The following is a 24,919-nucleotide window of genomic DNA, read 5'->3' on the forward strand; positions in this document are numbered from 1 at the left end:
CTGGCGGTGGTCGGCTCGGCCGCCGCCAACGGGTCCGGTGGCGGCGGCGTCACACACAACACGTGGCAGATCTACCCGTCCACTGCCCAGTTCGGGCCCCGCGAGCTGGACCTGGTGATGGCGCAGCACGAGGCCCGGCAGCGCGTCGGTCGCCCCCGATAGGAGGACGCTGTGCCCATCCTCGCCCCATCGCAGCCACCGCCGCCGCCTCCTCGCCCGCCGAGGGTCGAGGAGCGGCTGGCGGTCACCTGGTACGCCCCGGACGGTCGCGAATGGCCGCTGGTCGTACCGCGCGGAGCGATCCGGGCCCTGGCCACCAACGCGCTGTCGTCGGCGGTGCCGATCGAGGTGACGCGCGACGCGAATCCCCGCGGCGGCGTGGACATCCGGCACACGCACGAGCTGGAGCGGTACCTGCTGCTGCCGACGATCGTGCAGGGCGCCAACCACATGGACATGATCACCCGCTGGCGGGACCTGGGCGACGCGATCACCCAAACAACGGAGCTCGGGCCGGGTGTGCTGCGGGTGACCCAACCTGACGGGTCGTGGCGGGACATTGAGGCCGTGTACATGGGCGGGTGGGAGGGCCTGGCCGAGCAGGGCTGGGACTGGGACATCGCGTCGGCGTTGACGCTGCTCGCGCCGAGGCCGTGGTGGCGGGGGCCGAGCATCCCGCCGATTCGCCGCGAGGTCGGCACCCAGCGCCCGTTCCTCAACCCGTTCATGACCGTGTCGTCGAGCCGGGTGCTGGGTGACACGGAGATCGTCAATCCGGGTGAGTCGACGGCCTGGCCGAGTTGGACGATCACCGGGCCGATGGACAGGCTGACCGCCATCAACCACCGCACCGGCCAGCAGTGGATCCTGGACCCGGATTGGGCCGGTGGTGGTCCGCTCGGCGCCGGCGCCGAGGTGACGATCCAGACCGATCCGACGCGGATCCGTGGACCACTGGGCGAGGTGTGGACCGGTGCGGTCACCGGCGAGCTGTGGGGCCTGGCACGCGGCCGCAACCGGATCACCTTCACCGCCGATGCTGCGGCGGGTGCCGCGGCGGTGGAGCTCACCTACCGTCCCCTCTACCAGACGGCCTGATCATGCTGCCTACGCTGTATTTGACGGATCGGGATCTGCGGCCGACCACGGACCCGATCCCGTGGACATCGCTCGATGCGGTGGCCCGCCACCTGGAGCCGGGTCACGGGCAGGCCACCTGCCCGGCGCTGCCGCAGCTGATGGGCGAGCTCGCGTTGCCGGGCCGGCGTGCGGTGCTCATCCATGACGGGCGGACGTTCCTTGCCGGGCCGGTGGAGCGGCCGCATGGCGCGTACCAGTGGTCCATGGACGGGCCCGGCACGGTCACCTTCCACTGGTCCGATGACCTGGCGCTGGCGGTGGGCAGGCGGGTCTACGCCGACCCGGCTCGGACCTGGGCTAACCAGCACCTGGCCAGCAGCACCCACTACGTGGCCACCGGACAGGCGTCCACGGTCATCCGGGCGCTGGTCAACGTCAACGCCGGCCCCGGTGCGATCGCTTCGCGGCGGGTGCCGCATCTGGTGATGGCCGCCGACCCGGCGGTCGGTCCGACCATCCGGGTCGAGTCGCGATTCCAGCCGCTCGGCGACGAGCTGCGCGCCGCGGTGATCGCCGCCGGCGAGACAGTCGGATATCGAACGGTCGCGTCGCCGGCGGCGATCACGTTCGAGGTGTACGCGACCCGGGACCTGTCCGGGCAGGTCCGATTCTCACGCGGGCTCGGCAATCTCCGATCGGTCACCTACGAGACGGAGATCCCCCGAGTCACAGCGGCCCTCGTCGCCGCGCAGGGCGAAGGATTGGCCCGCAGGCTGATCGAGCGGCGCGACGCTGCCGCCGAGGCCGCGGGCTGGCGCATCGAGGACCTCGTCGACAGGCGCGACAGCGATGACGACGACACGCTGCGGCAGGCCGGCGACGAACGGCTGACTGAGGGGGCAGCCGGCGCACGGCTGGCCACGGTCACGGTCGACACCCCCGATCAGCGGTACGGGCAGCACTACCAGCTCGGCGACCGGGCCGGCGTCGAGCCCTTCCCCGGGCTGCTGCTGACGGAAACGGTGCGAGCCGCGCACCTCCAGGCGACACCGAGATCGGGTGCGGTGCTGACCGCGATGATCGGCACCCAATCCCTGGCCCGCGACCCGGGCTGGCTGCGCACGTCCCGCGATCTGGCCCGGCAGCTGGCCCGACTCGAAGCGATCTAAGGAGGCGCGTGGTGGCGGAACTGTGGTATCCGAGCGGCGAGCACAACGACGGCGCGGTCACCGACGCCGAGTACGCGGCGGGCATCGGCTGGTACGGGCCGTCCGGTGTGTCTGGACAGCCGACCGACCCGGCGCCGGTGTACCGGTCGGGCGGGCAGCTGCTGCTACGCGAGGGCACCAAGATCCGGCTCCTCGGCGGCCACTACGAGGTGACCGACGAGGACGCGGTGATCAGTGGCGTCGGCAGCAACGACTCTGGGGCGACGCGCCACGACCATGCCGTGCTGCGGCTGACGTGGTCATCCATGGAGGCCGCTCTCGCGGTCAGGGAGGGTGTGCCCGGGTCGGGGCTGCCGCCGGCGGTACGGCAGCGCGGGACGGGCGTGTTCGAGCTGCCCCTGTCTCAGGTGTCGGTGCCGCCGGGCGGAACGATCGCCACAGCAACGATCACCCCCACCTGCTGGTACGTCGGTGACAGCGGGCAGATCGTATGCACGCGGACGACCAGGCCGCCGCACGAGCGCGGACTGCAAATCTGGGAGGTCGACGGCGCTGTCGGCCGGAGCTGGATCTCGACCGGGACGACGTGGGTACGGGCGGCAGAGGACTCGGGGCGGTCCGCTATGGACGTCTCCACCTTCGGGGCAGGCGGCGTCTCGTGGACGCCTAGCCACAACGCGCTGTACCTGCGCAACGGATGGGTGTTCTTCCAGCTGACGGTCCGCCGCAGCGCGATCATGTCGGCGTCGACGGCGTACAACGTCGGCTCGATCCCCCCAGGGTTTCGGCCGCCTTTCCTCATCCAGAGTGCGGCCATCGAGCGCGACGGTGCGGCGACGGTCGCCGTGGCCACCGACGGCTCGGTGGTCATCAATCCCGGCGTGAACTCGATTCCCGCCAACACGTCCGTCGTGTTCGCGACGATGACCTGGCCTGTCGCATAAGGGAGCGGTCGTGGAGTGGTATTGGTACGGCGGCGGGATCGCCGACTGGGTGTTCAGCACAGCCACCGCCGACGAGGTCGAGTTCCTGGCGCAACTGCGACGCGGCGCCACCGTCAACTTCTGGCGGGAACGCGTGGAGGGTACGCAGGTCACTGAGCTGCGGGATGCGGGCGGAGTGCCGGTCACCTCCCTCCGGTCGTCGGACGGCACCGACGACCGGGCGCCGGGGCAGGTCGACCAGTTCCAGAGCCGCGAGACGCAGCTGTGGGCGTCGGCTGACGGCGGGCCGCGGGTGCTGGTGACGCCGACGGACACCGCGGCGCGGCTGGCCGCGCACATCGCCGATGAGGCCGCGCACGGCGGCGGCCCGGACACTCCGGCAGTTGGCGGTCCCGGCGTGGTGTACGTCGCCGCGTCCGGTGCGTCGCCGACGGAGAAAGCGCGGGCCAACTGGGTCTGCACCGGAGTGGACGACCAGGTGCAGCTCCAGGCGGCCGTCGACTCCGGCGTGGAGGTGCTGCTCTCCCGAGGCCAGTTCATCTGCTCGGCGCCGGTCATCGTGCCGGCGGCCGTGACGATCCGCGGGCTCGGCCGCGAAACGGTCATCCAGGCGGCACCTGGCCTGGATGACTATGTGATCCGGTTCGTGACGGAGTCGCCGGACGGGATCATCGCCGCCCGGATATCCGATCTGACGGTAGACGGCCGGTGTGATCAGCAGACCGCTGGCGGCTGCATCCTCGCCGCCGGCGCGGTCCAGTGCAGTTTCGAACGGCTACGCCTGGTCAACCCCTATGACTGGGGGCTAGTTCTGGGCAACATCACCGTCAACGACACCTACGGGCACCACAACCGGGTCGTCGACTGCGAGATCACGCAGACGCTGCAATCGCCCGGTAAGGGCGGCGCAGTGCTCATCGACGGCTCGGACGAAAACTGGCTCTCCCGGTCGAGCATCGAATACATGGGCGGCCTTACTCCCCCGATCGGCGGCTCCGACCCGTTCGCCGTGCTGATCCTTTCGGGCCTGAACATGATCAGCGAGTGCACGTTTGTGAATGCGCATCCGCTGACGCGAACTGGCGGGCATCTGCGCATCCAGGACTGCAACAACGTCACCGTGCAGGCGTGTGTGTTCGACGGGTCCCCGGGGCATTCGGTGTTCGCGACCGGGTCGGGGCACAGCATCGTCGGAAACACGGTGACGGCGGTCGGCATCGACGGTGAGGTGGATGGCGGCGCGATCGGAATCCACCTCGAGTTCGGTACGCGGGAGAACATCGTCGCGAACAACCGGGTGACCAGCTCGCCGAACGCCGATGAGACCCGGGCGCTGATTCGGCTCACGGGCGACGGGGACGCCGGCTACAACCTCGTGCTGGGCAACAGCCTGCGGGTGGACGCTGACCTGACGCAGGCACCGATCGAGGTGTCCGGCACCGAGCAGGTGATCGAGCACAACGTGATCTACCCACCGGAGGCGTAATGCGTCTGGTGTGGCTGCCCGAGGTGCTGCGCGCCGCCGGCTGACCACTGCCGGGCGCCCCTCTCTTCCACCACTCACCAGCCGACACCTGCAGCGTGGCTCGGCCGACCTCGCATGGGAGCAGCATGGACATCATCAGTCGCGCCAAGGCGGGTCTACCCTCGGTCCCGGCCAGCATCAGCCACCGCAGCATCGATTCATGGACCGGCATCACCGGCCACCACACCGGCGGCAATTTCTCCTCCTGGGCGGCCATCCACCACTGGCAGACCAAGGGGCGCCCGCCTGGTAGCCGGCTGGCCGACATCGGCTACTCGTTCGGGATCGCGGGCGGCCGAGTCACCGAGCTGCGCGGCTGGACCCGCCACCCGGCCGGCGACCACGACAACAGCAGGTTGCAGGTCGTGTTCGGCGGCGACTACAACGACGCCCTGCCGGCGCGCGAGGACCTCGACGCATTCGTGGCGTTTGTGATCGAGGCCCGGCGGCGTACCGGCAAGACCCTGGCGGTCATCCCGCACCGCGGCGTGTGGCCGGCCGGGCACAAGTACGCGACGTCGTGCCCCGGCGACCGGCTGGCCAAATGGATGCGCCAGGAGCTCCCCGACCTGCTCGCCGGCCCGAAGCCGACACCCACCACCCCCAAGGAGGACAGCATGAAGCTCACCGACAAGGTCACGCTCCGCACCGACGGCGAGGTCAAGTACAGCGCGAAGACCACCACCGTCGAGGGCGTCCTGACCTCCACCAACTACTACGTGCTCCAGTCCCGCAATCGGATGCTCGCTGAGCTGGCCGACGCGAAACTGCGGGATGAGGCGATCCTGCGGGCGGTGACCGGCGGCAGCCAGGAGCAGGTGCTCGCGACGATCCGGGAGCAGGGCGAGCGGACCCGCGCCGAGCTGGCCGCTGTCGCCGCTGCCGAGGTGCAGCGCGACGCCGAGCTGGCCGAGCTGGTCCGGCAGGGCAACTCGGGCGAGCTGGACGCCGCCGAGGTCGTCCGGCTGATCGGTGAGCGGCTCGCCGCACCGCAGGCGTAGGCGGCGGTGCTGGATGCGCCTCTCGCGGCTCTCGTAGCCCAGGGCGGCCCAGTCGGCCTGCTGTCCCTGGTCGTGGTGCTGATCCTGCTGGGCCGGCTGCTCCCGCGATCGGCGCACGAGGACCGCGTCGGTGACCTGAAAGAGCGCATTGCCGCGCTGGAGGCGACGCTCAGGACTCGCGACGACGAGCTGCGGGTACGGAGTGCTCAGGTGAGCCGGCTGCTCGGTCAGGGCGACATGTCGGTGCAGGTGCTCCAGTCCCTGGCGAGGGAGGCGGGCGGCGATGCCGTGGTGGAGTAGACGACGGCGGCGGCCGTCACCGGAAACCCTCGCCGCACGCCGCCGGCTGGAGCAGGCACGGGAATCCCTGGCGGCCGCGCACGCGGACACCGAGACGGTGGAGAACGTCGCGAGCCGCGTCGACGAGTTGCGGAGAGAGAACCACTTCGGCCCGACGATCATGCGAGCACTACGGGGGTCGAGATGATGAGACACGCGGCGACGGTGCTGGCCAGCCTGGGAGGGTTGGCCTGCTTGTACTTCGTGGTCGCCTACCAGTGGCTGACGGCCGGAGACTGGCGCCGCAACGCCGTCGGGCGGCACCTGATGGAGTTCACGGCCAACTTGGGCGCGTTGTTCGCGCTGATCGTGGCGGCTCGGCTGTTTCCTGACTATCCGGGCCGGGACGTCATCACTCTGCTGCTGCTGGCATGGCTGGTCGGGCAGGTGATCTGGCGGTGTGTGCTGCTGCACCGCGCTCAAGACCAGGAGCCGGCGGGCCGGCGGTAGCCGCTACGCGCACTGGTGCTGGTGCTGGGTGGTCTTGCCGCAGCCGGCGGTCTGGCAGCGCCACTGTCGGCCCGGTGCGCCGCATCGTGTGCACTGCCCCCAGGCGGGGGTGGTGGTGTCGTGTCCGTCTGGGCATGGCTCGGGGACCTCGGCGATGCCGTCGGGGGTCCACCTGTACCGCTGCATACCGAGACCGTACCCAGGGAGGTACTGCCATGTTCACCAGCAAGTTCTGGAAGGCCACCGCCGAGCGCGCGGTCAAGTCGTCGGCGCAGGCGTTGCTGCTCTACTGGGGCGGAGACGTCGTCTTTTCCGCCTGGCAGGCGGACTGGGTGGCGGCCGGTGGCGTGGCGGCCGGCGCTGCGGTGCTGTCGGTGCTGACGTCGCTCGTGTCCGTTGGTGCCGGCGAGTCGGGTACGCCGAGTCTGGTCGGTGGCGCCAAGTAGGATCGTCGGCGCGGTGCCGGTGGATCGCGACCATCGGGACCGACCAGGCTCCCATTTAGGGGCGACGCGCAGGAGTGGGTAGACCGGCCCCGGCCACGCGGCCGTAGTGCCGGCGGGTTCCAGCAGACCTAGGAGCTGGCCCTGTCGCCCCGCCACGATGAGAAACGCCCCACCCGGCTTCGGGTGGGGCGTTTCGTCGTCTCAGTCGAGCAGCTGGATCCGGTCCGCGAGGCGTTCCATCCGCTCTGCGTCCGTGGTCGGGTCGGTGGCGGTGACCATCTCCGGGGTCATCCCGGACTCGATCAGCGGTGCCGCCTCGGCGGGCAGCATCCCGATGCTGGCCCAGGCGGCGGCCTGCTCGGCGTGCTGCTCCAGCTCGTCCCGGGTGGCCGTCCGGAAGTCGATGCTCTCCATCCACTCCCGGGCGATGCGGGAGGTGGCCAGCTGGGTGGCCTTGGCGAGGTAGACGGTGCTGTAGATCCGGAGTGCGGTCAGCTTGTCCATCGGTCTCAGCCAGCGAGGATCGACTCGACAACGGCGATCAGGCGCAGGGCCGCGGCGCGACGCGTCAGGGTGAGGACTGCCGCGCCGAGGGCCACATGGTCGTGCACGTCGATGGTGGGGGGCTGCTCGGTCTGGTGGCGTAGCACGCCGACGTGGAAGCGGGCCGTCGCGATGATGTGCTCCGCCTCGTCGGCAGTGAGATCGGTTGGCGGGTTCGCGACGTCGTCGGCGGTGAGGTCGAGGCGGCCGGCGAGGTCGGCCCAGACGCGCGTCTCGGCGGCGCGGACAGCGGCTGCGTGGTAGGTCGCCTCGGTGATGCTGCCCTGGCGGGCGAGGCTGCTGGCGGTGTCGACGGTGCGCGAGGACATGTCCATCATCTGCTGGACCTCGCTGAGGGTCAGCTTGATGATTTCGCCGGCCTGCTGGGCCTGGCTGGTGGCGGGTGCGGTCACGGTGTCCTCCATGCGGGTCAGGCGGGCGGCGGGCTTGCCGTTTCGGGTGATGATGATGTCGGGCCCCTGCTGGACGCCGGTGACCATTTCGCCGAGCCTCTTCCGGGCCTCTTCGATTCCAACCTCTTTGCTGCTCACACCCGAAACCTTAAGGTTTTGCCAGCGGCGCGTCAAGGATGAACCTTAAGGTTTCGGGTGGAGGCGCCCCCGCCGGCCTGAGCCGGCGGGGGCGTCGTCGTCTCCGGACCTACCCGACCCGGGCCGCCCGGGCGGCTCGGATCGCCCGCTTCGCCGTGGCCTCCGACACCCGCCAGCCGTCCATCAGCCGCCGCACGATCTCCATGTACGCGACGCCGGCCGCCTCCAGCATGGCCGCCTCCTCCTCGATCGTCAGCTCCTCCTCGTCGACGTCCAGGCCCTCGTCCTCGACGGCGTCGACCGGCGGGCCAGCGACCCGCACCCGGCGTCCGCCGATCACCCGAATGCTTCCCCACCACGGGGTGTCATCGCCGGTGTCATCGGTGTCAGACACCGCCGTGACCTGCGATTTGACACCACCATCGGGGTGGGCATCCCCCTCGGGGGAGGGGCTCTTCCGGCCGGGCAGGTTCTCGATCACCCCGACGATCACAACGAACACCACGATCGCGACGAGCATCCCAATCGGTCCGCCCCAACCCCGGGACGACTCAGCAGCAGCAACGATCAACATCAGACAGCTCCGAACAGCCAGGCCGGCAGCGGAGCCACCAGCGCGGTCACAACATCGAGAAGGGTCCGGGTGACGGTGCCGACCACACCGTCGGGCAGATCGGACATCAGGCCCAGCGGCACCGCGGCCGCCCACAGCGGAGCGTTGAGCCGGTGCAGGCCAGACGTCGGAAAAGACAGGGTCGCGAACCGGCCCAACCGCTTGCCGAACTTCACCGGCAAGATGCAGCCGATCACGTAGATCCACAGCAGGCCCACCAGCGCCCCGATGATCAGGTTGATGCTCGCCCCGGCGATGTACGCGCCGCCGGTGGCGTCGAGTAGCTGCTGGATGATGCTGCGGAGCTGCTCGACGGTCCACTCGTCGAGCGGACTCTCGTCGAAGCCCTCGCGGATCGCGGTGACGGCCATGAAGAACGCCAGCCGGTCGCGCAGGCTGTTGGGGCCGACGGACATGTAGTCGACGACCAGGGCGAGGAGCAGCAGCACCGCGACGCCGGTCGGGGACAGCGCGGCGTCGGCGGCCGCCGCAGCCGCTTCCGTAGCGGCCGGCGCCGGCGACGGGCTCGGGGACGGAGCGAGCAGGTACACGGTCACGCTCCCGACCGGTTGACGAGCAGCTCGCCGGTGTCGGCGCAGCGGACCTCCAGGCGCGGGCTGTCCATCGGCTCATTCGCGGCGCGGGCCGCCCGGGTGAGCTGCTGGAGGTACTGGTCGAGCGTGATGTCGATCCCGGGCGCGTCGAGGTCGAGGGTGACGAGGTGGCGCTCACGGTGCAGCACCTCGTACTGGCCGTCGAAGATGTGGAGCCGGCAGCGGCGTGCCGGGCTCTGGGCGTGGGGCATCATGGTGAGTCCTGCCTTTCGGAGGTGGGATCCCGGGGCGCGGCCGGCTGCCAGGCGTGAGCCGCGCCCCGGGGCTATCTACTTCTGAGCCGGATCCGAGCCCGGGTCCTGAGCCTGAGGCCGGTGGATCCGCATCCAACGGTTCGCGGTGGCTTTGCTGCATCCGGCGCGGGCGCCGAGTACCTCGCCCTTCGGCCGTGGCTTGCCGCCCCGGGTCAGCTCTTCGTACGCCTCTTCGAGTCGCCGCACGTCGGTCCGGCTGAGCAGACCCTCGGGCTCCGGCTCTGGACCCGACTTGGTCTCTGACTCGGGATCAGGATCCGACTCATCGTCGTCCTGACCAGCGTCGGCGTCGGCGGCCGGGTCCTCGTCGCGCTGGGCCTTGCGGGGCCACAGGCCGAGCCCGAGCCAGCTGGTGCGGCCCAGGATCCGCCGCCGGGCGGTGGCCATCTGCTCCCGCGTCTCGGCGCACTGCTGGATCTCGGGGTCGTCCGGGCTCACGGCCTGAGTCGGCTCACCGGTGCGTCCGCGCAGAGCCGCCCACGCGGCCCGGATCCGGCCGTGCGGCGCGGCGGCGCGCTGCGCCTCCCGGTGAGCCCGGTACCCCTCCCACGCCTCCTTCGGATCCCGGACGTTGTGGTCGATGCTCCAGCGGCGAGCCGCCCACGAACGGATCGGGAACGCGCGCCGGCGCGCCGGGCCGAACTGTGCGCCGGGCTCGTCAACGAGGTTCTCGGCGCGCAGCTGCACGTGCTGAGCCCGCCGGGTGTGCAGACCCCAGAGCCACGGGGACAGGCTGGACAGGACGCCGAGGATCACCGCGAGCGCGGTCGGCTCCAAGCCGTCGCCGGCGAAGTGCGAGTAGTTCACCGCGGCCATCACCGCAGCGATCCCGTACGACGCGCGCCGTAGCCGCGCCGCCGTGGTGTACGCCTGCTGGAGCAGGGCGTCGTGGGCGTGCCAGCCCACGTACAGCGCCACCGACTCGGCGGCGGTGGCCACCCCGACGGCGATCGCGATCCGCGCCGGCACGCCCCAGCTGGCCGGGGTCTCGTCGTACACGTAGGCGAGCTGCCCGCCGACGGTGACCGCGTTGACGACGAGCAGCGGGCCGACGGTGCGGGCCTGCTCGGCGATGCGGTGCAGCTGGGCGCGGCGGCGCGCCCGGGCCTTCGTCTTGGCCTTGCGGCGGCGTTCCTCCTCGCGGGCCCGGTCGCGGGCTGCGCGGCGCTGCTCGGCCCGGTCGGCGGCCTCCTGCTCGCGGCGCAGCTGGTCGACCTGGCGCTCGTGCTCGATCTGGGCGGCGAGTTCGATGCGGCGCAGCTCGGCGGCCTCGGCCGGGGTGAGCTTCGGGGTGCGGTTCAGCAGCCTCATCGCACACCTCCCGCGAGGGACTCCGACCGGCACGGGATGCACCCGACCACGGGCTGGCCGACGTGTCCCGGCTTCGCGCAGCGGTCCACGCCGGGCGGGGGCGGCAGGGCCGCGCCGCGCCGCTCGGGGTACGGCGGCCGGGCCTTGGTCTTCGGGATGAAGCGACGCCAGTCCCGCGCGCTTGCGCGCGGCTTCTCCTTCAAACTCTCTTCACCACTTCGGGTGTCACCCTGGCTGTCACCCCCAGCGGCCTGATGTGGCACCCCGGAGCTTCCGTTTGTCACCCCCGGGCCCGTGGACGTCACCCCCTCGACGGCTGCGCTGACGAGCCGGTAGACGCGGGTGGCGATGCCGGAGACGTGCCGCCAGACGATGCGGCCGAGGTTGATCAGCTTGGCGATGGCCCGTTGGACGGTGCGCTCGGAGCAGTCGGCGTACTCGGCGATGGTGGCCACGCTGGGCCAGGCGTCGCCGGCCTTGTTCATGTGGGCGGCGATCGCCACGGCGACGGCGCGTTCGTTCTTCCCGAGGCCTTTGGTCGCGAGCAGGGCGGCTTTCACGTACTGGCTCACAGGGCACCACCGACGGTGGGCCGGGCCTGGGTGGCGGCGGCGAGCGCGGCGCGGAGGCCAGCGACGGTGCCGACGTAGCTGGCGATGAGGCGCCGGGTCGGGGCGGTGCGCGCAGCAGGGCGCGCGTGCGCGATGATGTGCACGGGTCAGGACCTCGCTCCTGATCAAGGGCTCGGCCGGTGGGTAGGATCACCGCGTCCGGGCCCGACTTCGTGAAGGGTGTTGCTCCTAGCTTGGGAGCAACTTGGTAGCTAGCTGGGTTGTCTAGGTCTGCGGCCGGGGCGACCGGGGCGGCCGGTCCGGCGGTTGTGGGCAGTGATGCGCTGACCGACCCAGCCCGGGCTCAGCCCGAGCCTGCTGGCGGTCTGTTCGCGGCCGATCTCGCCGACGGAGGCGACGACCGCTTCGTCGATTCCGGCGGACAGCGCCTCGGTGATCTCGGCCTGGAGGTCGAGCATGGCCCTGGCCCGGCCGGTGTGGCTGGTGAGGTGGGTGACGGCGGTGAGCCGTGCGCCCAGGTCCGCCAGGCTTGTGGGGGTGGTCATCTCGGCTCCTTCCTGCCGACGGCCGAAACGCTACAACACGTGGCGAATGAAATCAACACGAGGTTTGGCGGTTTGGTGTCGACCGCCCAACAACGACGCCCCCCACCCGGGCAACCAGCCGGGTGGGGGGCGTTTCGTCGTCCCGGACTACGCGGGACCCGGGCCACCTTCAAACCGCGCCGCGCACGCCGCCACCACCCGCATCCGCGCCGCCGCCACCACCACGTTCGCGCTCATGCCCGGGTCGTGCATCATCCAGTCCGCCGCGTCCACCAGGCGCTGACCGGCGGCAGCAATGCCCGGGTCGGCGGCGGTCGCCGCCTGGATGCCAGCCCCGCGAATCGTCGGCGGGTCCGCGAAGTCGTTGAGGCGCTGGACGGCCTGGCATGCCGGCCGGTCATCGGCGGCCGGGGCCAGCGCCGGCCTCGGTGCGGGCGGGCCGGCGGGGCCGATCGCGTACGCGCCCACAGCGACCACGGCCACCATGGCCCGCCACCTGACGCTGCGCCGACCCGCCATCACCGCTGCCCCGAGCCCGCAGCCCGCCGGCCGCCGCGGCGACGCCGGCCGCCCACCCGCCACCCCGCCCGCGACTCCCGCACCAACCGATCCACCGTCGCCGCATCCGCCCCGTACAGCTCCGCGAGCTGCCGCATATCGGATTCGCGGATGCCCGCCGACCCCTGCTCGATCCGCCAGATCTTCGACGCGCACCAGCCCAGCTCAGCGGCCACCTGCCGCGCCGTCATCGTCTGCTCGATCCGCATCCGCCGCAGCTCGTGACGGTATGCCCGCAGCTCCTGGCCCCGCACCGCACGCGGAATCCGCTGGGCCCGCTCGACCAGCGCCCGGACCCTGGCATGCAGCTCGTCGTCGGCCTCGCCCGGTGACGCGACGAGCGACACCAGCTCCCGCACGACGTCGTCGACCGACCTCAGCTCGCCGAGCTTCATCCTGTCCTCCTGCTCTCCCTGTCGCCGGCCACGTCCACACCGATCGACTCGGCCAACTGCACCAACAGCGGGTCGGGCCGCTGCGAGCGGCGGATCACCGTCCGCAGCGCCTCCCGGGCGACGGGCCGCATCCGTACCTCCGCCGGCGCGATCGACGCCGCCTCCAGCAGCCAGTGCCCGGCGGCCGTCACGTCGCCGGCGTGTGCGTAGCCGCGTGCTGCGGTGACCAGGTGGTGCGCTCGGCACGCCGGCGGCATCCGCTGGTAGCCGGGCCGCGCCGTCGCGTCGACGTGCGCGGCGACCGCCGCGGCTGCCTCGCCGAGCTCGACGGCAGTGGCGACCCGGGCCGTAGCGACAGCCGCCGGCCCGAACTGCGTCCAAAGGTGATTCCCGTCGACGTGCTTGGCGGCCTCGGCGGCCTCGTCGACCAGCTCGGCCGCCGTCGCTTCGTCGCCGATCTGCGCGGCCGCCAGCGCGGCCTCGATGAGCAGGGCGCCGTATACCGACAGCTGCTCGGCGCAGCTGAAGGACCTGTCCGGGGCCTGGTGCGCGACGACCAGGCACAGCTCGACCGCGCGGCGCCGCTGACCGAGGTCACGAACGACCGCGGCGAGCGGCACGACGGCGCGGGTGGCCAGCAGCGGATCACCGGCGGCCTCGCTGAGCGTCATGGCCCGGTCGGCGGCCACCCACGCCAACTGCGCCTCCCCGATCTTCCGCAGGAGAGCGGCGGTGATCTGGTACGTCTGGCCGAGCAGGCCGGAGATCTGGCCGTCGCTGTGGTCGCGGCGGCGCCGCTCACCCTCGGCGATGAGGCGCGGCAGGGCGGCCAGCAGCTGCTCGTACCGGCCGTACTCCAGGGTGAGCCAGGCGTGCCGGATGTTCTTCGCCAGCTGATCCGGTGACAGGTCGGGTAGCCGGTCGCTGGAGGTGATGACCGTGTCGTAGCGAGCCAGAGCGGCTTCCAGCTCGGTGATCTCAGCCCTCACCGTCACGTCGGTCGGCTCGTCATCGACTGCGACGCTGCCGGTGAGCTGCGCGACGTCGATGTGGAGCACGTCAGCGATCGCGCGGAGGACGGAGACCTTGTCGAGCCGACGCACGCCACGTTCGATCTTGTCTACCCAGCTCTTCGACTTGCCGAGCCGGTCGGCGAACACCTGCTGCGACATGTGCCGCCGGGTCCGCCAGTAGGCGACCCGCCGGCCTGGCGGGCTGTCAGGACTGGTCACGGCGGCGCCGCCGGTCAGGGACGACCCGGGTGGTGTCGTCGAGCGGTGTGCGCTCGGCCTCCGCCTGGGCCAGGATGCGCTGCTTGGCGGCCTCGTGCTCGGCGGCCTGGATGGCCGGCCCGACCTTCGGCGCGTCGTCCCGATCCCGCTTGCTCACCGCACCGTCCACCCGTCGTAGCGCCACCCGCCGGCGCGGTGGTGGGCGTCGGCCAAGTGCCGGTGCCGGGTGAGTGCCTGGCGGCTGGGGGTGGGCTGCGCGGCGCGGCCCGGGGCCGTCGTGGTGGGTTGTCGGCGGATCCAGCGCCGAGCCCATCGAACGAGCATCATCGGTGCCTCCTCGCGTATGTGGCAGCGGCGGCGATGCTGATGGCGCGTGACCGAAAGGCGCATCGCCGCCGCCGGGGTCGCACCAGGACGGGGGACCTGACCGCCGCGACCCTTGCCCCAGAGCATCGGCCTGCTTACGGTCGGTGGGGAGACATGGCGCGGATACATCCGTATACAGATGGGCGTCGAGATGGCCGACGAGTTCGGACAGGTGCTGCAATCACTGAGGACAGCCGCGGGGATCAGCCTCGCGGCGCTCGCCGAGCGCACCCACTACAGCAAGGCTCTGCTATGCCATATCGAGACGGGCCGCCGCCGCGCCACTCCGGAGCTGGCCACCGCCGCAGATGAGGCGCTCGGCACTACCCCGCTGCTGGCCACCGTGCTCGATCTCGATGGAGAGGACCCTCCCATGCGACGACGTGCTCTACTCACCACCGTCACCGCGGCCACGGGCGTCGCCGGCCTCGCCGGCGCCGCTGCGGTGGCCGACCTGATCCGCACCGGCTTGCTGGAGGCGGTCGACGAGCCGGAAGACTGGGATGCGGTGGTGGCCGACTACTCCCGGCAGCTGGCGTCGAATCCGACCCCGGAGGTGGGGTCGGCGTTGCTGGTGCAGCTGGCGCGGGTCCGTCATCGGCTGGTGGCGGTCGGCGCGACGCCGGATCGTCTGCGGGCCGCCGCCCAGCTCGGGCAGCTCTATGGACTGTGGCGCGGAAACCAAGCTGATCTGCCCACCGCGCACGGCTGGTACCGCACGTCGGCCCTGCTGGCTCAGCGCTCTGGCGACGTGGCGGTGGAGGCGTACGTGCGGGCCCGGACCGCCTCGCGGGCCCTGTTCGAGGGGTACACCGTCCGGGAGGTGACCGGCGAGGCCGAGCATGCGCTGGCGCTGACGTCGAAGCCCACCCCGGGCACGCTGGAGGCACACTCGGCGCTGCTGCACATCCACGCGCTCACCGGCGACCTGACCGCCGGCCGGCGATCCCTGGGCCGGATGTGGGACGTCGTCGACCGCCTGCCCGCCGGCGGCGACGCCGCGGCGGTGCGAACCGCAGCGTTCGGCAACTACCTGGAGTGCCGCATCGGACCGGCGGACGCTGCGGACCGGGCGTGGCAGCAGGCCGAGCCGGCGCTCAGGGCGACGCCATCCTGGTGGAGGGAGGCACAGGTCTACTACGCGACGTCCCTGGTGCGGCGCGGTGATGTGACCGACGGCGTGACGCACGCCTTGGAGGCGGTGCGGGCGCTGCCGACGCCGGTGCACACGGTCAGCCTGGCGGTGTCGGATCTGCTGCGGGTGGTACCCGGCGGGTACGCGTCGTCCGAGTTGGACGAGCTGCGCGGGTACGCGTCGAGCACTCCGGGGCCGTGGGTGGCGCTGGGCGTGTGACCTCGCTACCCGAGGACGAAGCGGTCAGCTCCGTAGCACCGGGGGCTGGGTGCAGGATTGGGCTACCAAGCTAGCTCACCTGTCACGTGTGATGTGACACCTAGCCTGCGTGCGTGATCTACCCCGGACAGGACGCGGTCGGCTACGCAGAGCTGGCCGAGATCCTGCGTGCCCAGATCACGTCCGGGCAGCTCGGCCCGGGTGCGCGGCTGCCGTCCGAGGCGACGCTGGCGCAAACTTATGGCGTGGCGAGCAAGACGGCTCGGGCTGCGCTGATGCAGTTACGGCAGGAGGGTCTGGCCATCGCGGTCCGGGGCTACGGAGTGGTGGTGCGCGAGCACGTAGAACCGGAGCTGGTCGAGGTGGACGCGACGGATCAGATGGCGGCGCGGCAGCCGACGCCGGCGGAGCGCGACACGTACCAGGTGCCTGAGGGGGTGCCGTTGCTGGTGGTGATCCATGCGGACGGTTTGCAGGATCTGTATCCGGCGCACCGGTATCGGGTCGTCTATCGGCGGGCGTGAGGTCGGCCGTTCGTCGAAGTTCGACACTGGATCGTCGGACTTCGACACTGGACGGTGAACGCCGTGTTAACTGCTGATCGCGCAAAGTTCACCATGTGCAATTAACGACCCGTTGCCGTTGCGTCACCTACCGCTCCGTAGGTGAAACTGCGTCGATGGAAAGCTCGTGGGGAAAAGACCAGGCCAGGCCGTCTGGCAGCACGGAGCTCGTGTGCTTCACCACCGCGGCCGCCACCGTCAGCATGATCGCCACCATCGGCGCGTTCGAGCACCGCTCGCACGCCATCAACATCTCGGCCGGCGTCTACGCGCTCCTCGCGGCGGTGGCGACCGTCAGCGGAGTCAGCTGGGCCGTGACCTACTTCGTGCACCGCGCCGAGCGGCGAGTGCGCGAGCACCTCAGCGCGCAGATGCAGGGGCTACGCGCCGAGTTGCTCGCCGCGCTTCGTTGCGAGTTGGCGGCAGCGCCGCCCGGTGCCGTCGAGCGTAGGAGCGGGTGCTTGCCGCCGTGTCGCTCGGCCGGCAGCACGTATGTCGCCGCCGGGGTGGCCAAGGTGGACGGTGTCACCGACCCGGGCGTCCGACTCGCCCGCGAGGCCGGCATTGAGGAGGGCTTCGAAATCGGTCTGCGGGCGAAGCTGGCTGACCTCGGGGTGCCGACGTTGCCGACCGCTCGTCGAGGCTCACGACTCACAGCTGACTCATGATCTTTGCCGACGGGCAGCGATGAGGCCGGACGGGACACCCCGTCCGGCCTCTGAGCTGCTGCGATGTGGTGGGCGATACTGGGATCGAACCAGTGACCTCTTCGGTGTGAACGAAGCGCTCTCCCGCTGAGCTAATCGCCCTCAGCGCGGACGACTCTACCCGATCGAGCGTCCGGACCGCGAACCCGGGGTCAGTGCGTCGCGAGGTAGCGCAGGACGCTGGCGATCACGTCGATGCCGAGGCTGTACTTGATCGAGAACAGGGCCACCGCGCCGACGAAGACGATGCCGACCGAGCCGAGCAGGAACCTCACCGCGAGTGATTGTCTCTTCACCCAGTTGGCCCAGCCGTAGACGTGGCGGCGGGTGAAGCCGAGCAGCCGCTTGGCCCAGTGGAACTCCACCGCCCAGATGCCGAGGCCGGCGATCACGATCAGCCAGCCGGGGCCGGGTAGCGGGATGAGCACGATGCCGACGCAGACCACGATGGCGCCCAGCACCCCTATTATGATCTTGAGGGCGACCCGGCCGGTGGGGTTGGCCCGGATCAGTGCGAGGGTGGTGGATATCCGCTGCCGCCAGCGGGCCGGGTCTCGGCGCTCGGACACGGCGACACCACCCCCCTCGCGCTCGCGCTCCGCACTGCCATTCACCTTGACTGCCCCACCGTCGTTCGCCTCGATCGGACCCGTTCGCCTCACCGAGGATTTACCCCGTCCGGCGGGACCATTCCCCCTGGCGTGACCACGTCCGGTTCGACCGGACCGACCGGCACCGGACGGGCCGCGTTCGGCCACGGACCGACCACGCCGGTCCCCCTGCTCCTCTGGCACCCCGTACCCCCGCTGTTCGGCTGTGCGGACCGCCACGTTCGACGAAATTGGCATCGCCAGGAGGTCCACTGAGGATCGCTTACCGAGCATTTCATCCCCAGTGTGACGCGAGCCCGTCACTGCAACGGCCGACTGGACGTTACCGGAGTAAGTCGACGACTGAGCCACCCGATGCCGGGCGGGATCTACGCACTGGGCAGAACCGGAAATCCTACATGAATCTTCACATTCACGCGGCCTTTCCGACCCCCTTCCCACCACTGGGTGAAGTCAGCGTATGGCGGAGCGTAGCCAGGACTAGCGGCTGAGTATGGGAAAAGCGGGACGGCGCGTTCCGCAGCGGTGCCGGGGGGAGAACGTACATGAGTGTCATCCGACCGACGACCGTAGAGGTCGAGACGTCACTAAGGCTCGTCGCACCTGACGCAACCGCCTTGCCGGTGCGCGCCAGTCTGCGATACGACCCTGCTGATCCGTATGCGGTCCATGTCCTGTTCCATGCCGAATCGGCTGGCGGCGAGGCGGTGAGTTGGTCCTTCGCCCGCGAGTTGCTGGTCACCGGGCTCGACGAACCGGCCGGCATTGGTGACGTGCGGGTCTGGCCCTGGGCTACCCCGCGCGGGGACTTCGTCGCCCTGGCGCTGTCGTCGCCCGACGGCAACGCCCTGTTCGAGGTGCCGCGCAGCGTGCTGGTGCGCTTCCTGCGCCGAACCTACGTCGTCGTCCCGCGCGGCCGGGAGGCCGAGCACCTGGACGTCGACACGGCGGTGAACCGGCTGCTCGCCGGCCGCTGACCGCGACGGAACGAGGCCGCGCGAAGCTCCCCGCTCCGCGCGGCCCAGCCCGCCACCGCCACCCAGCGCCCTGCGCTCGACACTCCAGGCGCCGATCTTGCACTTTCGGTCTGCGATACGCGGCTTGCGCCCCAATTGCGGAGACACAAAGTGCAAGATCGCGGGGGAAGGGCGAGCGGGGGAAGGGCGGGCGGGGTGGGGAGGGGTGGGGCCAAGGGGGAGGGTGTTAGCCGTGGGTGGTTAGGCCGCCGTCTACGGGGATCACGGCACCGGTGAGGTAGGCGCCGGCTCGGGAGGCCAGGTAGATCGCGGTACCCGCCATGTCCTCCGGTCGGCCGATCCGGCCCAACGGAATCTGGGACTCGATGGCCGCCCGGGAGCCCGGATCGTCCAGCGCAAAGGCCATCATCTTGCTCTCGAACGGACCGGGCGCGATCGCGTTCACGGTGATCTGCTCACCGGCCAACTGGTGGGCCAGGTTACGGGTCATCATGTGCAGGGCCGCCTTCGTGGCGGAGTAGGCGTAGACCTCCATGGCCGGGACCCGCAGGCCGTCGACGGACCCGATGTTGATCACGCGGGCCGGGTCGTCCGGGCCGGCGGCGGCGCGCAGGGCGGGCAGCAGCTCGGTGGTCAGCCGGAAGGCCGCCTTGACGTTGATCGCCCAGAGCTTGTCGAAAGCGCTCTCCGGGTACGCCTCCAGCGGCGCGCCCCAGGTGACGCCGGCGTTGTTGACCAGCACGTCGAGCCGGTCGATCCGGTCCCGTACGGCTGCGGCCAGGCCCCGCGCCCCCTCGTCGTGGCCCAGGTCGGCGGGGATGGCTTCGCACCGGCCGTGGGCGGAGAGTTCCTCCACCACCGCCGCACAGGTCTCCGCCTTGCGGGACGAGATGATCACGTGTGCGCCGGCGGCGACGAAGCCCCGGGCGATCATCAGCCCGATGCCGCGTGAGCCACCGGTGACCAGCACGGTCTTGCCGTCGACCGAGAACAGATCGTGCATGCCCAAACCCCTCGTGAGCCGGTCGGCGCCCGACCGGAAGCCGGGGTCGCCGGCACGGACCGCTCGGGCGCCGCGGCGACCAGATCACTACCGATCGGTAACCTATCGGCCCGCCCCGACCACGACAACCCCACCGCCGCGTGGCGGCGCGGACACCCAGGTCGGAACAAGCCGCCAAGCGAGCGGACGCGCGGGTCGGGAGAAGCCGCGTGGCGGCGCGGACGCGCGGGTCGGAACAAGCCGCGGTACGAGTGGATCCGCAGGTCGGAACGAGCCGCGGTACGAGCGGACGCGCGGGTCGGAGGAGATGCGTGCGGGCCGGTCGCGGGCTAACGTCGCAGGTGATGGTCCCTTCCGGTCACCTCGCCATGGCCCTGCCCGACGCTGTCTCCGGTTCCGTCGGGATCGACACGATCACGCTGCGCAGCCTCGCCCCGGACGCTGGGTGGCGACGCCAGGTACTACTGGATCGAGAGTTGATCGTGCTGGCCACGGGCGGTCACGGTTACGCCGAGGTGGATTTCCGCCCGCTGCCCTGCCGGCCCGGCACGCTGCTGCGGCTGCGTACCGGGCAGGTGTTGCGCTGCACACCACCCCACCTGGACGCCACGGTGGTCCGCTGGCACCCGGAGGCGCTCTGCGGCCTGGACATCGGCGTCGACGAGGTGCCGCCCTGGGCTCAGCTCGCCGGGGAGGACGAGGACGCCGTCATCAACGAGGTCAGCCAGCTGACCGTGGACGCTCGCCGGCACCGGGACACCCCGACCGGCCGCAGCCTGATCCGCCACCAGCTGACCGTGCTGCTGCTGCGGCTGAGCATGCTGCCGTCGGGCAGACGCCGCGCGTCGCGCCCGGAGGAGGAAACCTTCCACCGGTTCTGTCGCGAGGTGGAACTCAGCTACCAGCACACCCGCCGGGTCGAGGACTACGCCGACCGGCTCGGTTGTTCGGTGCGTACGCTCACCCGGGCCTGCCTGGCGGTGACCGGGCGCAGCGCCAAGCAGGTGCTGGACGAGCGGGTCGCGCTCCAGGCCAGCCGGCTGCTGGCCGCCACCGACGAGCCGATCGCCCGGATCGGCCGGCGGCTCGGGTTCACCGAGCCGACCAACTTCGGCCGCTTCTTCACCCGCGAGGTCGGCGTCAGTCCCGGTGCCTTCCGGGCCACTCGCGAGCATCCCCGGCCGGGTCCGGTCGTCCGGCCCCGGCCGCCCGCCGAGGCCGTCGGGGGCTGACCACCGTCGGCAGGGCGGCTCGGCGGGCAGTTGCGACCGCCGGGACGCGTGACCAGTCGGCCCGGCGACGCCCTGACCGGCACGGGTTGGGCATGATGGCAGGGTGCAGATCTCCGCGCGTGGCGACTACGCGGTGCGGGCGGCGCTGAGCCTCGCCGCCGCGTACCCGGCACTGCTGTCCACCCAGACCATCTCCACCGAGCAGGACATGCCGCGTAAGTTTCTCGAAGCGGTACTGGCCGACCTGCGACGGGCCGGCATCGTCCGGGCCCAGCGGGGCGCCGAGGGCGGCTACACGCTGGCCCAACCGCCCCGGGAGGTGACCATCGGCGCGGTGTTGCGCGCGGTGGAGGGGCCGCTGGCCGGCGTGCGGGGCCTGCGCCCGGAGGAGACCAGGTACGAGGGGGTGGCGCAGCACCTGCCCGGCTTCTGGGTCGCGGTGCGTGCCTCGCTGCGTCGGGTGGTCGACGAGGTGAGCCTGGCCGACGTGGTCGCCGGTCGGCTGCCGGCCCACGTCCGGCGGCTGACCACCCTGCCCGACGCCTGGGAACCCCGCTGATGCCAGCTGCAAGGAAGGGCCCCCTGTTAACGCCTCGTGTATAGGAAGGGCCCCTTCCTAACGCCGTCGGGTTCCTGGCGCCCGTCGCCGCCGTGCACCTCCTCGCCGAGCCGCCGGGTTTGAGCCAGATCACCTGCGCGGCGCGGTCGGTCAGATCGTGCGGATCACCTCGTCGGCGGGCAGTCGCGGCAGCCGTTCGCCCCAGGCCTGCGGCCCCGGCCGCCCGATGTTGATCACCAACAGCGCCTCGTGCCGGCCGTCGGGAAAGAACTCCCGGGTCACGCCGGCGGCGTCGAAGCCGGCCATCGGTCCGGCGGCCAGCCCGGCAGCGCGTACCCCGATCAGCAGGTAGCCGATCTGGAGGGCGGCGTTGAACCGGGCCTGCGCGGCGCGCTGCGCCTCGTCGGCCAGCCAGTCGCGGGCCTGCGGGCGGTGCGGGTACAGCTCCGGCAGCCGTTCGTGATAGTCCAGGTCGGCGGCGGCCACGGCCACCAGGGGTGCGGCGGCGGTCTTCGCCCGGTTGCTGCTCGACAGGTACGGCAGCAACCGCTCGCGGGCCTGCGGCGAGCGGACCAGCAACAGCCGCAGCGGTTGTCCGTTGTAGGCGGTCGGGCCGTACCTGACCAGGTCGTGGATCGCGGTGATCTGTTCGTCGCCGACCGGCTCGTCGGTGAAGGTGTTCGCCGTGCGGGCGGCCCGGAAGAGCAGGTCCTGGACGGCCCGGTCGAGCACGAACAGGTCGTCGCGCAGCGGGACGCCGGTCATGCCGAGTTCACCGTCGGATCGCCGCCTCCGGAGCAGCGTGAGTCGGGCCGGGCGGCGCGGTGGTGCCGCGAGGTCGGCTGGCACATGAATGGTCCTCTCCGCAGGGCGGTCGTCGTATCATAAAACCTACCTGATAAATAGGATTACCGGTTCGGGTGGTCCGCCGGTTGCCGATCCGGCGCGACCGACCGACGCCGTCCACTGCGGAACTGGGCCGGGTTTGACGGATCGACGCCTGGGGCATCTTCGAGCCCGCAGGGACTGCGATGAGGGGAGGCCCACAATGGGTCTGATGTTCCGCAAGCGCAAGAAGTACGGGCCACTCGTTCTGAACTTCACCGAGAACGGCTTCTCGTCCTGGAGCATCAGGATCGGCCGGTGGTCCTGGAACTCGCGGGCCAAGGCGCACCGCGTCGATCTGCCCGGCCCGCTGTCCTGGAAGCAGGACAAGTCTCGGGCGTGAGGTCCCGAGGTCGAGCGGGGCGCCGGAGTTCTCCGGCGCCCCGCTCGGCGTCCTGACCCGTCCGCCCGGTTCGAATGGGCAGGATCGACCGGCTGGGCCGACCGCCCGACCGGACAATTTCGACATGAACCCGAAAACGGACCGTCGGCGAGGGCTTCGTCGGGCCTGGCTCTCCTGCGTACTGCTCCTGCTTACCTACTTCGTCGTACCGGTCGAGGTCGATCCCAACACCGCGCGGATGGGCGTACGCATCGCCCTCACCCTGTTGATGGCGGCGGCCGTCGCCTGGCTGGTGACCGGTCAGGTACGCCGGCAGCTCATCGCCGGCCCAGGTGGGGAAGCCCGTTCGCTGACGCACCTGGCCGTGATCCTGGTCGCCGGGCTGCTCACCTTCGCGCTGGCCGACTACGTAGTCGCGCGGGCCGCGCCCACCCAGTTCGTCGACCTGCGCACCCGTATCGACGCGCTCTACTTCGCGGTGACCACGCTGACCACCGTCGGGTACGGCGACGTGCACGCCCAGGGGCAACTCGCCCGGGTACTGGTCACCGTGCAGATGGTCTTCAGCATCGGGGTGATCGCCACCGGCGTGTCGCTCGTGGTCAAGCAGTTGACCGGCCGGCCGTGAGGCGTGTCGCTGGTGGTCACGCAGTTGATCGGAAGGCCGTGACCAGCACGTCGCCGCCGAGCCGGCCCTGCTCGGGCGTGCGGCTGACCCGCCCCGTGTCGAGCAACGCGGTAAGCGCCCGCACCGCGTCCACGGCCCGGTACGCGGTGGCGGTGACCGCGTACCGGCGCAACTCGGTGACCGTGCGGGGACCGTTGCCGACCAACTCGGCCAGCAGGGCGCGGGCCAACGGTTCCGGGTCCACCTCCGGCGCGGGCGACAACGGCACGCCGTACGGGTCGAGCAGCCGGTGGCCGGCCGCCCACAGCTCCTCCTTCAGCGCCTCTAGGCTGCGGTCGGAGCCGCTGCCGAAGCCGACCCGCCGGCCGGTGTCGGCCAACTCCACCTCGGTCGACAACGGGAAGCCGGCTTCGGCCAGCGCCGGCCGAAGCGGTACGCCCGCACCGGCGAGCAGCAGCGCCTCGGCGGGCCGCCCGGTCGCGGCGGCGGAGAGCGCCACCGGATCGACGGCCTGCTCCACTGACAGATAGCTGAGCAGCGGTGCCCCGGCTGCGCCGGCCGCCCGCAGCGCCACCGGCAGCCGGCTCGGCGGGCCGGGCATCAGGTGCGCGGCGACCTCGGGTGGCAGTCCGGCCTCCAGCGCACCGAGCCGGGTGGGCAGGTCGTCGGCGTCGTGGGTCAGCACCAGCACGGTGAGCCGGCAGCCCCGCACCCGGTCGGCGTACTCGCCGATTACCCGCAGCGCCTCGGCGGCCACGCCCTCGTCGCCAGCACCGCAGACCAGCGCGACGGTTCCCCGTCCCCCGCCACGCTGCCGCCCACCACCGCGCAGCACTCCCGCCAGCCACCCCCGCAACCGCGTCCCGAACACCCCACCCAGACCCACCACCGGTCCCCCACATCGCCTGTTGATCAAGAGCCTCTGGTCAGCGAACAGCACTCAGACTGACACAGACCTCTTGGTCAACTCGGCAGACGGGTGGGTGGCGTGGGCTGTTAGGCGGGGATGGAGATGCCGGTGCCGCCGCGGGTTTGGGCACCGTAGCGGGCGATCTCGGCGGACAGGTCGAGGCGACCGATCCGGCGACGGGCGGCGAGCGCCGCATCGTCGAGTCGGTCGGCCGGCACCAGCCAGACCACCTCGAATTCCAGCCCGTCCGGGTCCTGGCCGTAGAGGCTCTTGGTGGTGCCGTGGTCGGAGGTGCCGACCAGCGCACCCACCTCGGCCAGCCGCTGGGCGGTGGCGGCCAGTTCGTCGAGCGTGTCCACCTCCCAGGCCAGGTGATAGAGGCCGACGGTGGCCCGGCCGGCGGTCGACCTGCCCGCGCCGGCACCGACCTCGAACAGACCCAGGTCGTGGTCGTTTGTGGAGTCGGGCGCCTGGAGGAAGGCGGCGCCGCGGAAGCCTTCCGGGGTCATCGGCACCCGGCGGAAGCCCAGCACGTCGCGGTAGAACGCGACGCTGCGGTCGAGGTCACTGACGTAGAGGACGGCGTGGTTGAGTCGATGAATTCCCATGCCGGCAACGGTAGCTCCTTTTAGTTGAGCG

The 24,919-nt window shown here is 71.2% G+C and carries 37 protein-coding genes and 1 tRNA gene; 17 read left to right on the forward strand and 21 right to left on the reverse strand.

Features of this window, described 5'->3' with window-relative positions; genetic code table 11:
- Positions 1–171 precede the first annotated feature (171 nt).
- The 8 genes from AC507J_RS27400 (at position 172) to AC507J_RS27435 (ending at position 6,508) form a co-directional block, all read left to right on the forward strand.
- Positions 172–1,098 (forward strand): hypothetical protein, encoded by a 927-nt coding sequence (locus tag AC507J_RS27400; protein ID WP_496292521.1) that lies wholly within the window; start codon positions 172–174, stop codon positions 1,096–1,098.
- Positions 1,099–1,118: 20 nt separating this feature from the next.
- Positions 1,119–2,249: a Gp37-like protein gene (locus AC507J_RS27405; RefSeq protein ID WP_496292523.1), complete on the forward strand. Its 1,131-nt coding sequence runs from the start codon at positions 1,119–1,121 to the stop codon at positions 2,247–2,249.
- 11 nt (positions 2,250–2,260) lie between these two features.
- Positions 2,261–3,193, forward strand: coding sequence for a hypothetical protein (locus AC507J_RS27410; protein ID WP_496292525.1), 933 nt, complete (start codon positions 2,261–2,263; stop codon positions 3,191–3,193).
- Positions 3,194–3,485: 292 nt separating this feature from the next.
- Complete coding sequence (locus AC507J_RS27415; protein WP_496292527.1) at positions 3,486–4,679, forward strand: right-handed parallel beta-helix repeat-containing protein; 1,194 nt, start codon at positions 3,486–3,488, stop codon at positions 4,677–4,679.
- A 125-nt stretch (positions 4,680–4,804) separates the two neighbouring features.
- Entirely contained in the window at positions 4,805–5,719 is a 915-nt protein-coding gene (locus AC507J_RS27420; RefSeq protein ID WP_496292529.1) for a peptidoglycan recognition protein family protein, read from the forward strand.
- A 6-nt stretch (positions 5,720–5,725) separates the two neighbouring features.
- A complete protein-coding gene (locus tag AC507J_RS27425) occupies positions 5,726–6,019 on the forward strand; it encodes a hypothetical protein (RefSeq protein ID WP_496292531.1) in 294 nt (97 codons plus the stop codon).
- Positions 6,003–6,206 carry a DUF7620 family protein gene (locus AC507J_RS27430; protein ID WP_496292533.1) on the forward strand — a complete coding sequence of 68 codons (204 nt, stop codon included), beginning with the start codon at positions 6,003–6,005 and terminating at the stop codon, positions 6,204–6,206. Before AC507J_RS27425 ends, AC507J_RS27430 begins: the two co-directional genes overlap by 17 nt.
- A complete protein-coding gene (locus AC507J_RS27435; protein WP_496292535.1) occupies positions 6,203–6,508 on the forward strand; it encodes a putative phage holin in 306 nt (101 codons plus the stop codon). The genes AC507J_RS27430 and AC507J_RS27435 overlap by 4 nt, the downstream gene beginning before the upstream one ends.
- 3 nt (positions 6,509–6,511) lie before the next feature.
- On the opposite strand, the gene AC507J_RS27440 is transcribed toward AC507J_RS27435, so the two are convergent.
- Entirely contained in the window at positions 6,512–6,694 is a 183-nt protein-coding gene (locus tag AC507J_RS27440; protein WP_496292537.1) for a hypothetical protein, read from the reverse strand.
- A 29-nt stretch (positions 6,695–6,723) separates the two neighbouring features.
- Between AC507J_RS27440 and AC507J_RS27445 the strand changes: the two genes are divergently transcribed.
- Positions 6,724–6,954, forward strand: coding sequence for a holin (locus tag AC507J_RS27445; protein ID WP_496292539.1), 231 nt, complete (start codon positions 6,724–6,726; stop codon positions 6,952–6,954).
- A gap of 201 nt (positions 6,955–7,155) precedes the next feature.
- On the opposite strand, the gene AC507J_RS27450 is transcribed toward AC507J_RS27445, so the two are convergent.
- The 14 genes from AC507J_RS27450 to AC507J_RS27515 all read right to left on the reverse strand — a co-directional run bounded on the left by AC507J_RS27450 (position 7,156) and on the right by AC507J_RS27515 (position 14,469).
- The gene (locus AC507J_RS27450) at positions 7,156–7,458 is read right to left on the reverse strand and encodes a hypothetical protein (protein ID WP_496292541.1); all 303 of its coding nucleotides are present in this window, start codon (positions 7,456–7,458) and stop codon (positions 7,156–7,158) included.
- A gap of 5 nt (positions 7,459–7,463) precedes the next feature.
- A complete protein-coding gene (locus tag AC507J_RS27455; protein ID WP_496292543.1) occupies positions 7,464–8,048 on the reverse strand; it encodes a type II toxin-antitoxin system Phd/YefM family antitoxin in 585 nt (194 codons plus the stop codon).
- A 109-nt stretch (positions 8,049–8,157) separates the two neighbouring features.
- Entirely contained in the window at positions 8,158–8,568 is a 411-nt protein-coding gene (locus tag AC507J_RS27460) for a hypothetical protein (RefSeq protein ID WP_496292545.1), read from the reverse strand.
- A 53-nt stretch (positions 8,569–8,621) separates the two neighbouring features.
- Complete coding sequence (locus tag AC507J_RS27465; RefSeq protein WP_496292547.1) at positions 8,622–9,218, reverse strand: hypothetical protein; 597 nt, start codon at positions 9,216–9,218, stop codon at positions 8,622–8,624.
- Complete coding sequence (locus AC507J_RS27470) at positions 9,215–9,469, reverse strand: hypothetical protein (protein ID WP_496292549.1); 255 nt, start codon at positions 9,467–9,469, stop codon at positions 9,215–9,217. The genes AC507J_RS27465 and AC507J_RS27470 overlap by 4 nt, the downstream gene beginning before the upstream one ends.
- A gap of 75 nt (positions 9,470–9,544) precedes the next feature.
- Entirely contained in the window at positions 9,545–10,840 is a 1,296-nt protein-coding gene (locus tag AC507J_RS27475) for a hypothetical protein (RefSeq protein WP_496292551.1), read from the reverse strand.
- Positions 10,837–11,412, reverse strand: coding sequence for a helix-turn-helix domain-containing protein (locus AC507J_RS27480; RefSeq protein WP_496292553.1), 576 nt, complete (start codon positions 11,410–11,412; stop codon positions 10,837–10,839). The genes AC507J_RS27475 and AC507J_RS27480 overlap by 4 nt, the downstream gene beginning before the upstream one ends.
- Entirely contained in the window at positions 11,409–11,555 is a 147-nt protein-coding gene (locus AC507J_RS27485) for a hypothetical protein (protein ID WP_496292555.1), read from the reverse strand. The genes AC507J_RS27480 and AC507J_RS27485 overlap by 4 nt, the downstream gene beginning before the upstream one ends.
- Before the next feature lie 108 nt (positions 11,556–11,663).
- Entirely contained in the window at positions 11,664–11,957 is a 294-nt protein-coding gene (locus AC507J_RS27490) for a hypothetical protein (protein WP_496292557.1), read from the reverse strand.
- Positions 11,958–12,104: 147 nt separating this feature from the next.
- Positions 12,105–12,443, reverse strand: coding sequence for a hypothetical protein (locus tag AC507J_RS27495; RefSeq protein ID WP_496292559.1), 339 nt, complete (start codon positions 12,441–12,443; stop codon positions 12,105–12,107).
- Positions 12,444–12,475: 32 nt separating this feature from the next.
- A complete protein-coding gene (locus AC507J_RS27500; RefSeq protein ID WP_496292561.1) occupies positions 12,476–12,910 on the reverse strand; it encodes a helix-turn-helix domain-containing protein in 435 nt (144 codons plus the stop codon).
- Positions 12,907–14,142 carry a helix-turn-helix domain-containing protein gene (locus AC507J_RS27505; protein ID WP_496292563.1) on the reverse strand — a complete coding sequence of 412 codons (1,236 nt, stop codon included), beginning with the start codon at positions 14,140–14,142 and terminating at the stop codon, positions 12,907–12,909. Before AC507J_RS27505 ends, AC507J_RS27500 begins: the two co-directional genes overlap by 4 nt.
- Positions 14,129–14,299 carry a hypothetical protein gene (locus AC507J_RS27510; RefSeq protein ID WP_496292565.1) on the reverse strand — a complete coding sequence of 57 codons (171 nt, stop codon included), beginning with the start codon at positions 14,297–14,299 and terminating at the stop codon, positions 14,129–14,131. Before AC507J_RS27510 ends, AC507J_RS27505 begins: the two co-directional genes overlap by 14 nt.
- Positions 14,296–14,469: a hypothetical protein gene (locus AC507J_RS27515; RefSeq protein ID WP_496292567.1), complete on the reverse strand. Its 174-nt coding sequence runs from the start codon at positions 14,467–14,469 to the stop codon at positions 14,296–14,298. The genes AC507J_RS27510 and AC507J_RS27515 overlap by 4 nt, the downstream gene beginning before the upstream one ends.
- 178 nt (positions 14,470–14,647) lie before the next feature.
- Here AC507J_RS27515 and AC507J_RS27520 point away from each other — a divergent pair, with 178 nt between their 5' ends.
- From AC507J_RS27520 to AC507J_RS27530, 3 genes are all read left to right on the forward strand, one after another.
- Positions 14,648–15,862 carry a helix-turn-helix domain-containing protein gene (locus AC507J_RS27520; RefSeq protein WP_496292569.1) on the forward strand — a complete coding sequence of 405 codons (1,215 nt, stop codon included), beginning with the start codon at positions 14,648–14,650 and terminating at the stop codon, positions 15,860–15,862.
- 113 nt (positions 15,863–15,975) lie between these two features.
- Positions 15,976–16,386 (forward strand): winged helix-turn-helix domain-containing protein, encoded by a 411-nt coding sequence (locus AC507J_RS27525; protein WP_496292571.1) that lies wholly within the window; start codon positions 15,976–15,978, stop codon positions 16,384–16,386.
- A gap of 209 nt (positions 16,387–16,595) precedes the next feature.
- Positions 16,596–17,093 carry a hypothetical protein gene (locus AC507J_RS27530; protein ID WP_496292573.1) on the forward strand — a complete coding sequence of 166 codons (498 nt, stop codon included), beginning with the start codon at positions 16,596–16,598 and terminating at the stop codon, positions 17,091–17,093.
- Between the two features lie 66 nt (positions 17,094–17,159).
- Here AC507J_RS27530 and AC507J_RS27535 read toward each other — a convergent pair.
- Positions 17,160–17,234: transfer RNA gene (locus tag AC507J_RS27535), tRNA-Val, on the reverse strand.
- Between the two features lie 50 nt (positions 17,235–17,284).
- The gene (locus AC507J_RS27540) at positions 17,285–17,701 is read right to left on the reverse strand and encodes a TIGR02611 family protein (RefSeq protein WP_496292575.1); all 417 of its coding nucleotides are present in this window, start codon (positions 17,699–17,701) and stop codon (positions 17,285–17,287) included.
- Positions 17,702–18,288: 587 nt separating this feature from the next.
- Between AC507J_RS27540 and AC507J_RS27545 the strand changes: the two genes are divergently transcribed.
- Complete coding sequence (locus tag AC507J_RS27545) at positions 18,289–18,720, forward strand: SsgA family sporulation/cell division regulator (protein ID WP_007457244.1); 432 nt, start codon at positions 18,289–18,291, stop codon at positions 18,718–18,720.
- Positions 18,721–18,946: 226 nt separating this feature from the next.
- On the opposite strand, the gene AC507J_RS27550 is transcribed toward AC507J_RS27545, so the two are convergent.
- Positions 18,947–19,723 (reverse strand): glucose 1-dehydrogenase, encoded by a 777-nt coding sequence (locus AC507J_RS27550; protein WP_496292581.1) that lies wholly within the window; start codon positions 19,721–19,723, stop codon positions 18,947–18,949.
- 344 nt (positions 19,724–20,067) lie between these two features.
- Between AC507J_RS27550 and AC507J_RS27555 the strand changes: the two genes are divergently transcribed.
- A complete protein-coding gene (locus tag AC507J_RS27555) occupies positions 20,068–20,955 on the forward strand; it encodes a helix-turn-helix domain-containing protein (protein ID WP_496292583.1) in 888 nt (295 codons plus the stop codon).
- Between the two features lie 103 nt (positions 20,956–21,058).
- Entirely contained in the window at positions 21,059–21,514 is a 456-nt protein-coding gene (locus AC507J_RS27560; protein ID WP_496292585.1) for an RrF2 family transcriptional regulator, read from the forward strand.
- Between the two features lie 150 nt (positions 21,515–21,664).
- Here the strand turns inward: AC507J_RS27560 and AC507J_RS27565 are convergent, their stop codons facing one another.
- The gene (locus AC507J_RS27565) at positions 21,665–22,279 is read right to left on the reverse strand and encodes a malonic semialdehyde reductase (protein ID WP_496292587.1); all 615 of its coding nucleotides are present in this window, start codon (positions 22,277–22,279) and stop codon (positions 21,665–21,667) included.
- 283 nt (positions 22,280–22,562) lie between these two features.
- Between AC507J_RS27565 and AC507J_RS27570 the strand changes: the two genes are divergently transcribed.
- Positions 22,563–22,742: a DUF4236 domain-containing protein gene (locus tag AC507J_RS27570; protein ID WP_222953587.1), complete on the forward strand. Its 180-nt coding sequence runs from the start codon at positions 22,563–22,565 to the stop codon at positions 22,740–22,742.
- A gap of 124 nt (positions 22,743–22,866) precedes the next feature.
- Positions 22,867–23,370 carry a potassium channel family protein gene (locus AC507J_RS27575; protein WP_496292589.1) on the forward strand — a complete coding sequence of 168 codons (504 nt, stop codon included), beginning with the start codon at positions 22,867–22,869 and terminating at the stop codon, positions 23,368–23,370.
- 16 nt (positions 23,371–23,386) lie between these two features.
- Here AC507J_RS27575 and AC507J_RS27580 read toward each other — a convergent pair whose 3' ends face one another.
- Together AC507J_RS27580 and AC507J_RS27585 are read right to left on the reverse strand one after the other, a co-directional pair.
- On the reverse strand, positions 23,387–24,259 hold the full coding sequence (locus AC507J_RS27580) for a hypothetical protein (protein ID WP_496292591.1): 873 nt from the start codon (positions 24,257–24,259) through the stop codon (positions 23,387–23,389).
- Positions 24,260–24,366: 107 nt separating this feature from the next.
- Positions 24,367–24,888, reverse strand: coding sequence for a VOC family protein (locus AC507J_RS27585; protein ID WP_496292593.1), 522 nt, complete (start codon positions 24,886–24,888; stop codon positions 24,367–24,369).
- Between the last annotated feature and the right edge of the window lie 31 nt (positions 24,889–24,919).

The organism is Micromonospora sp. PRAS1 (genome assembly GCF_059553435.1).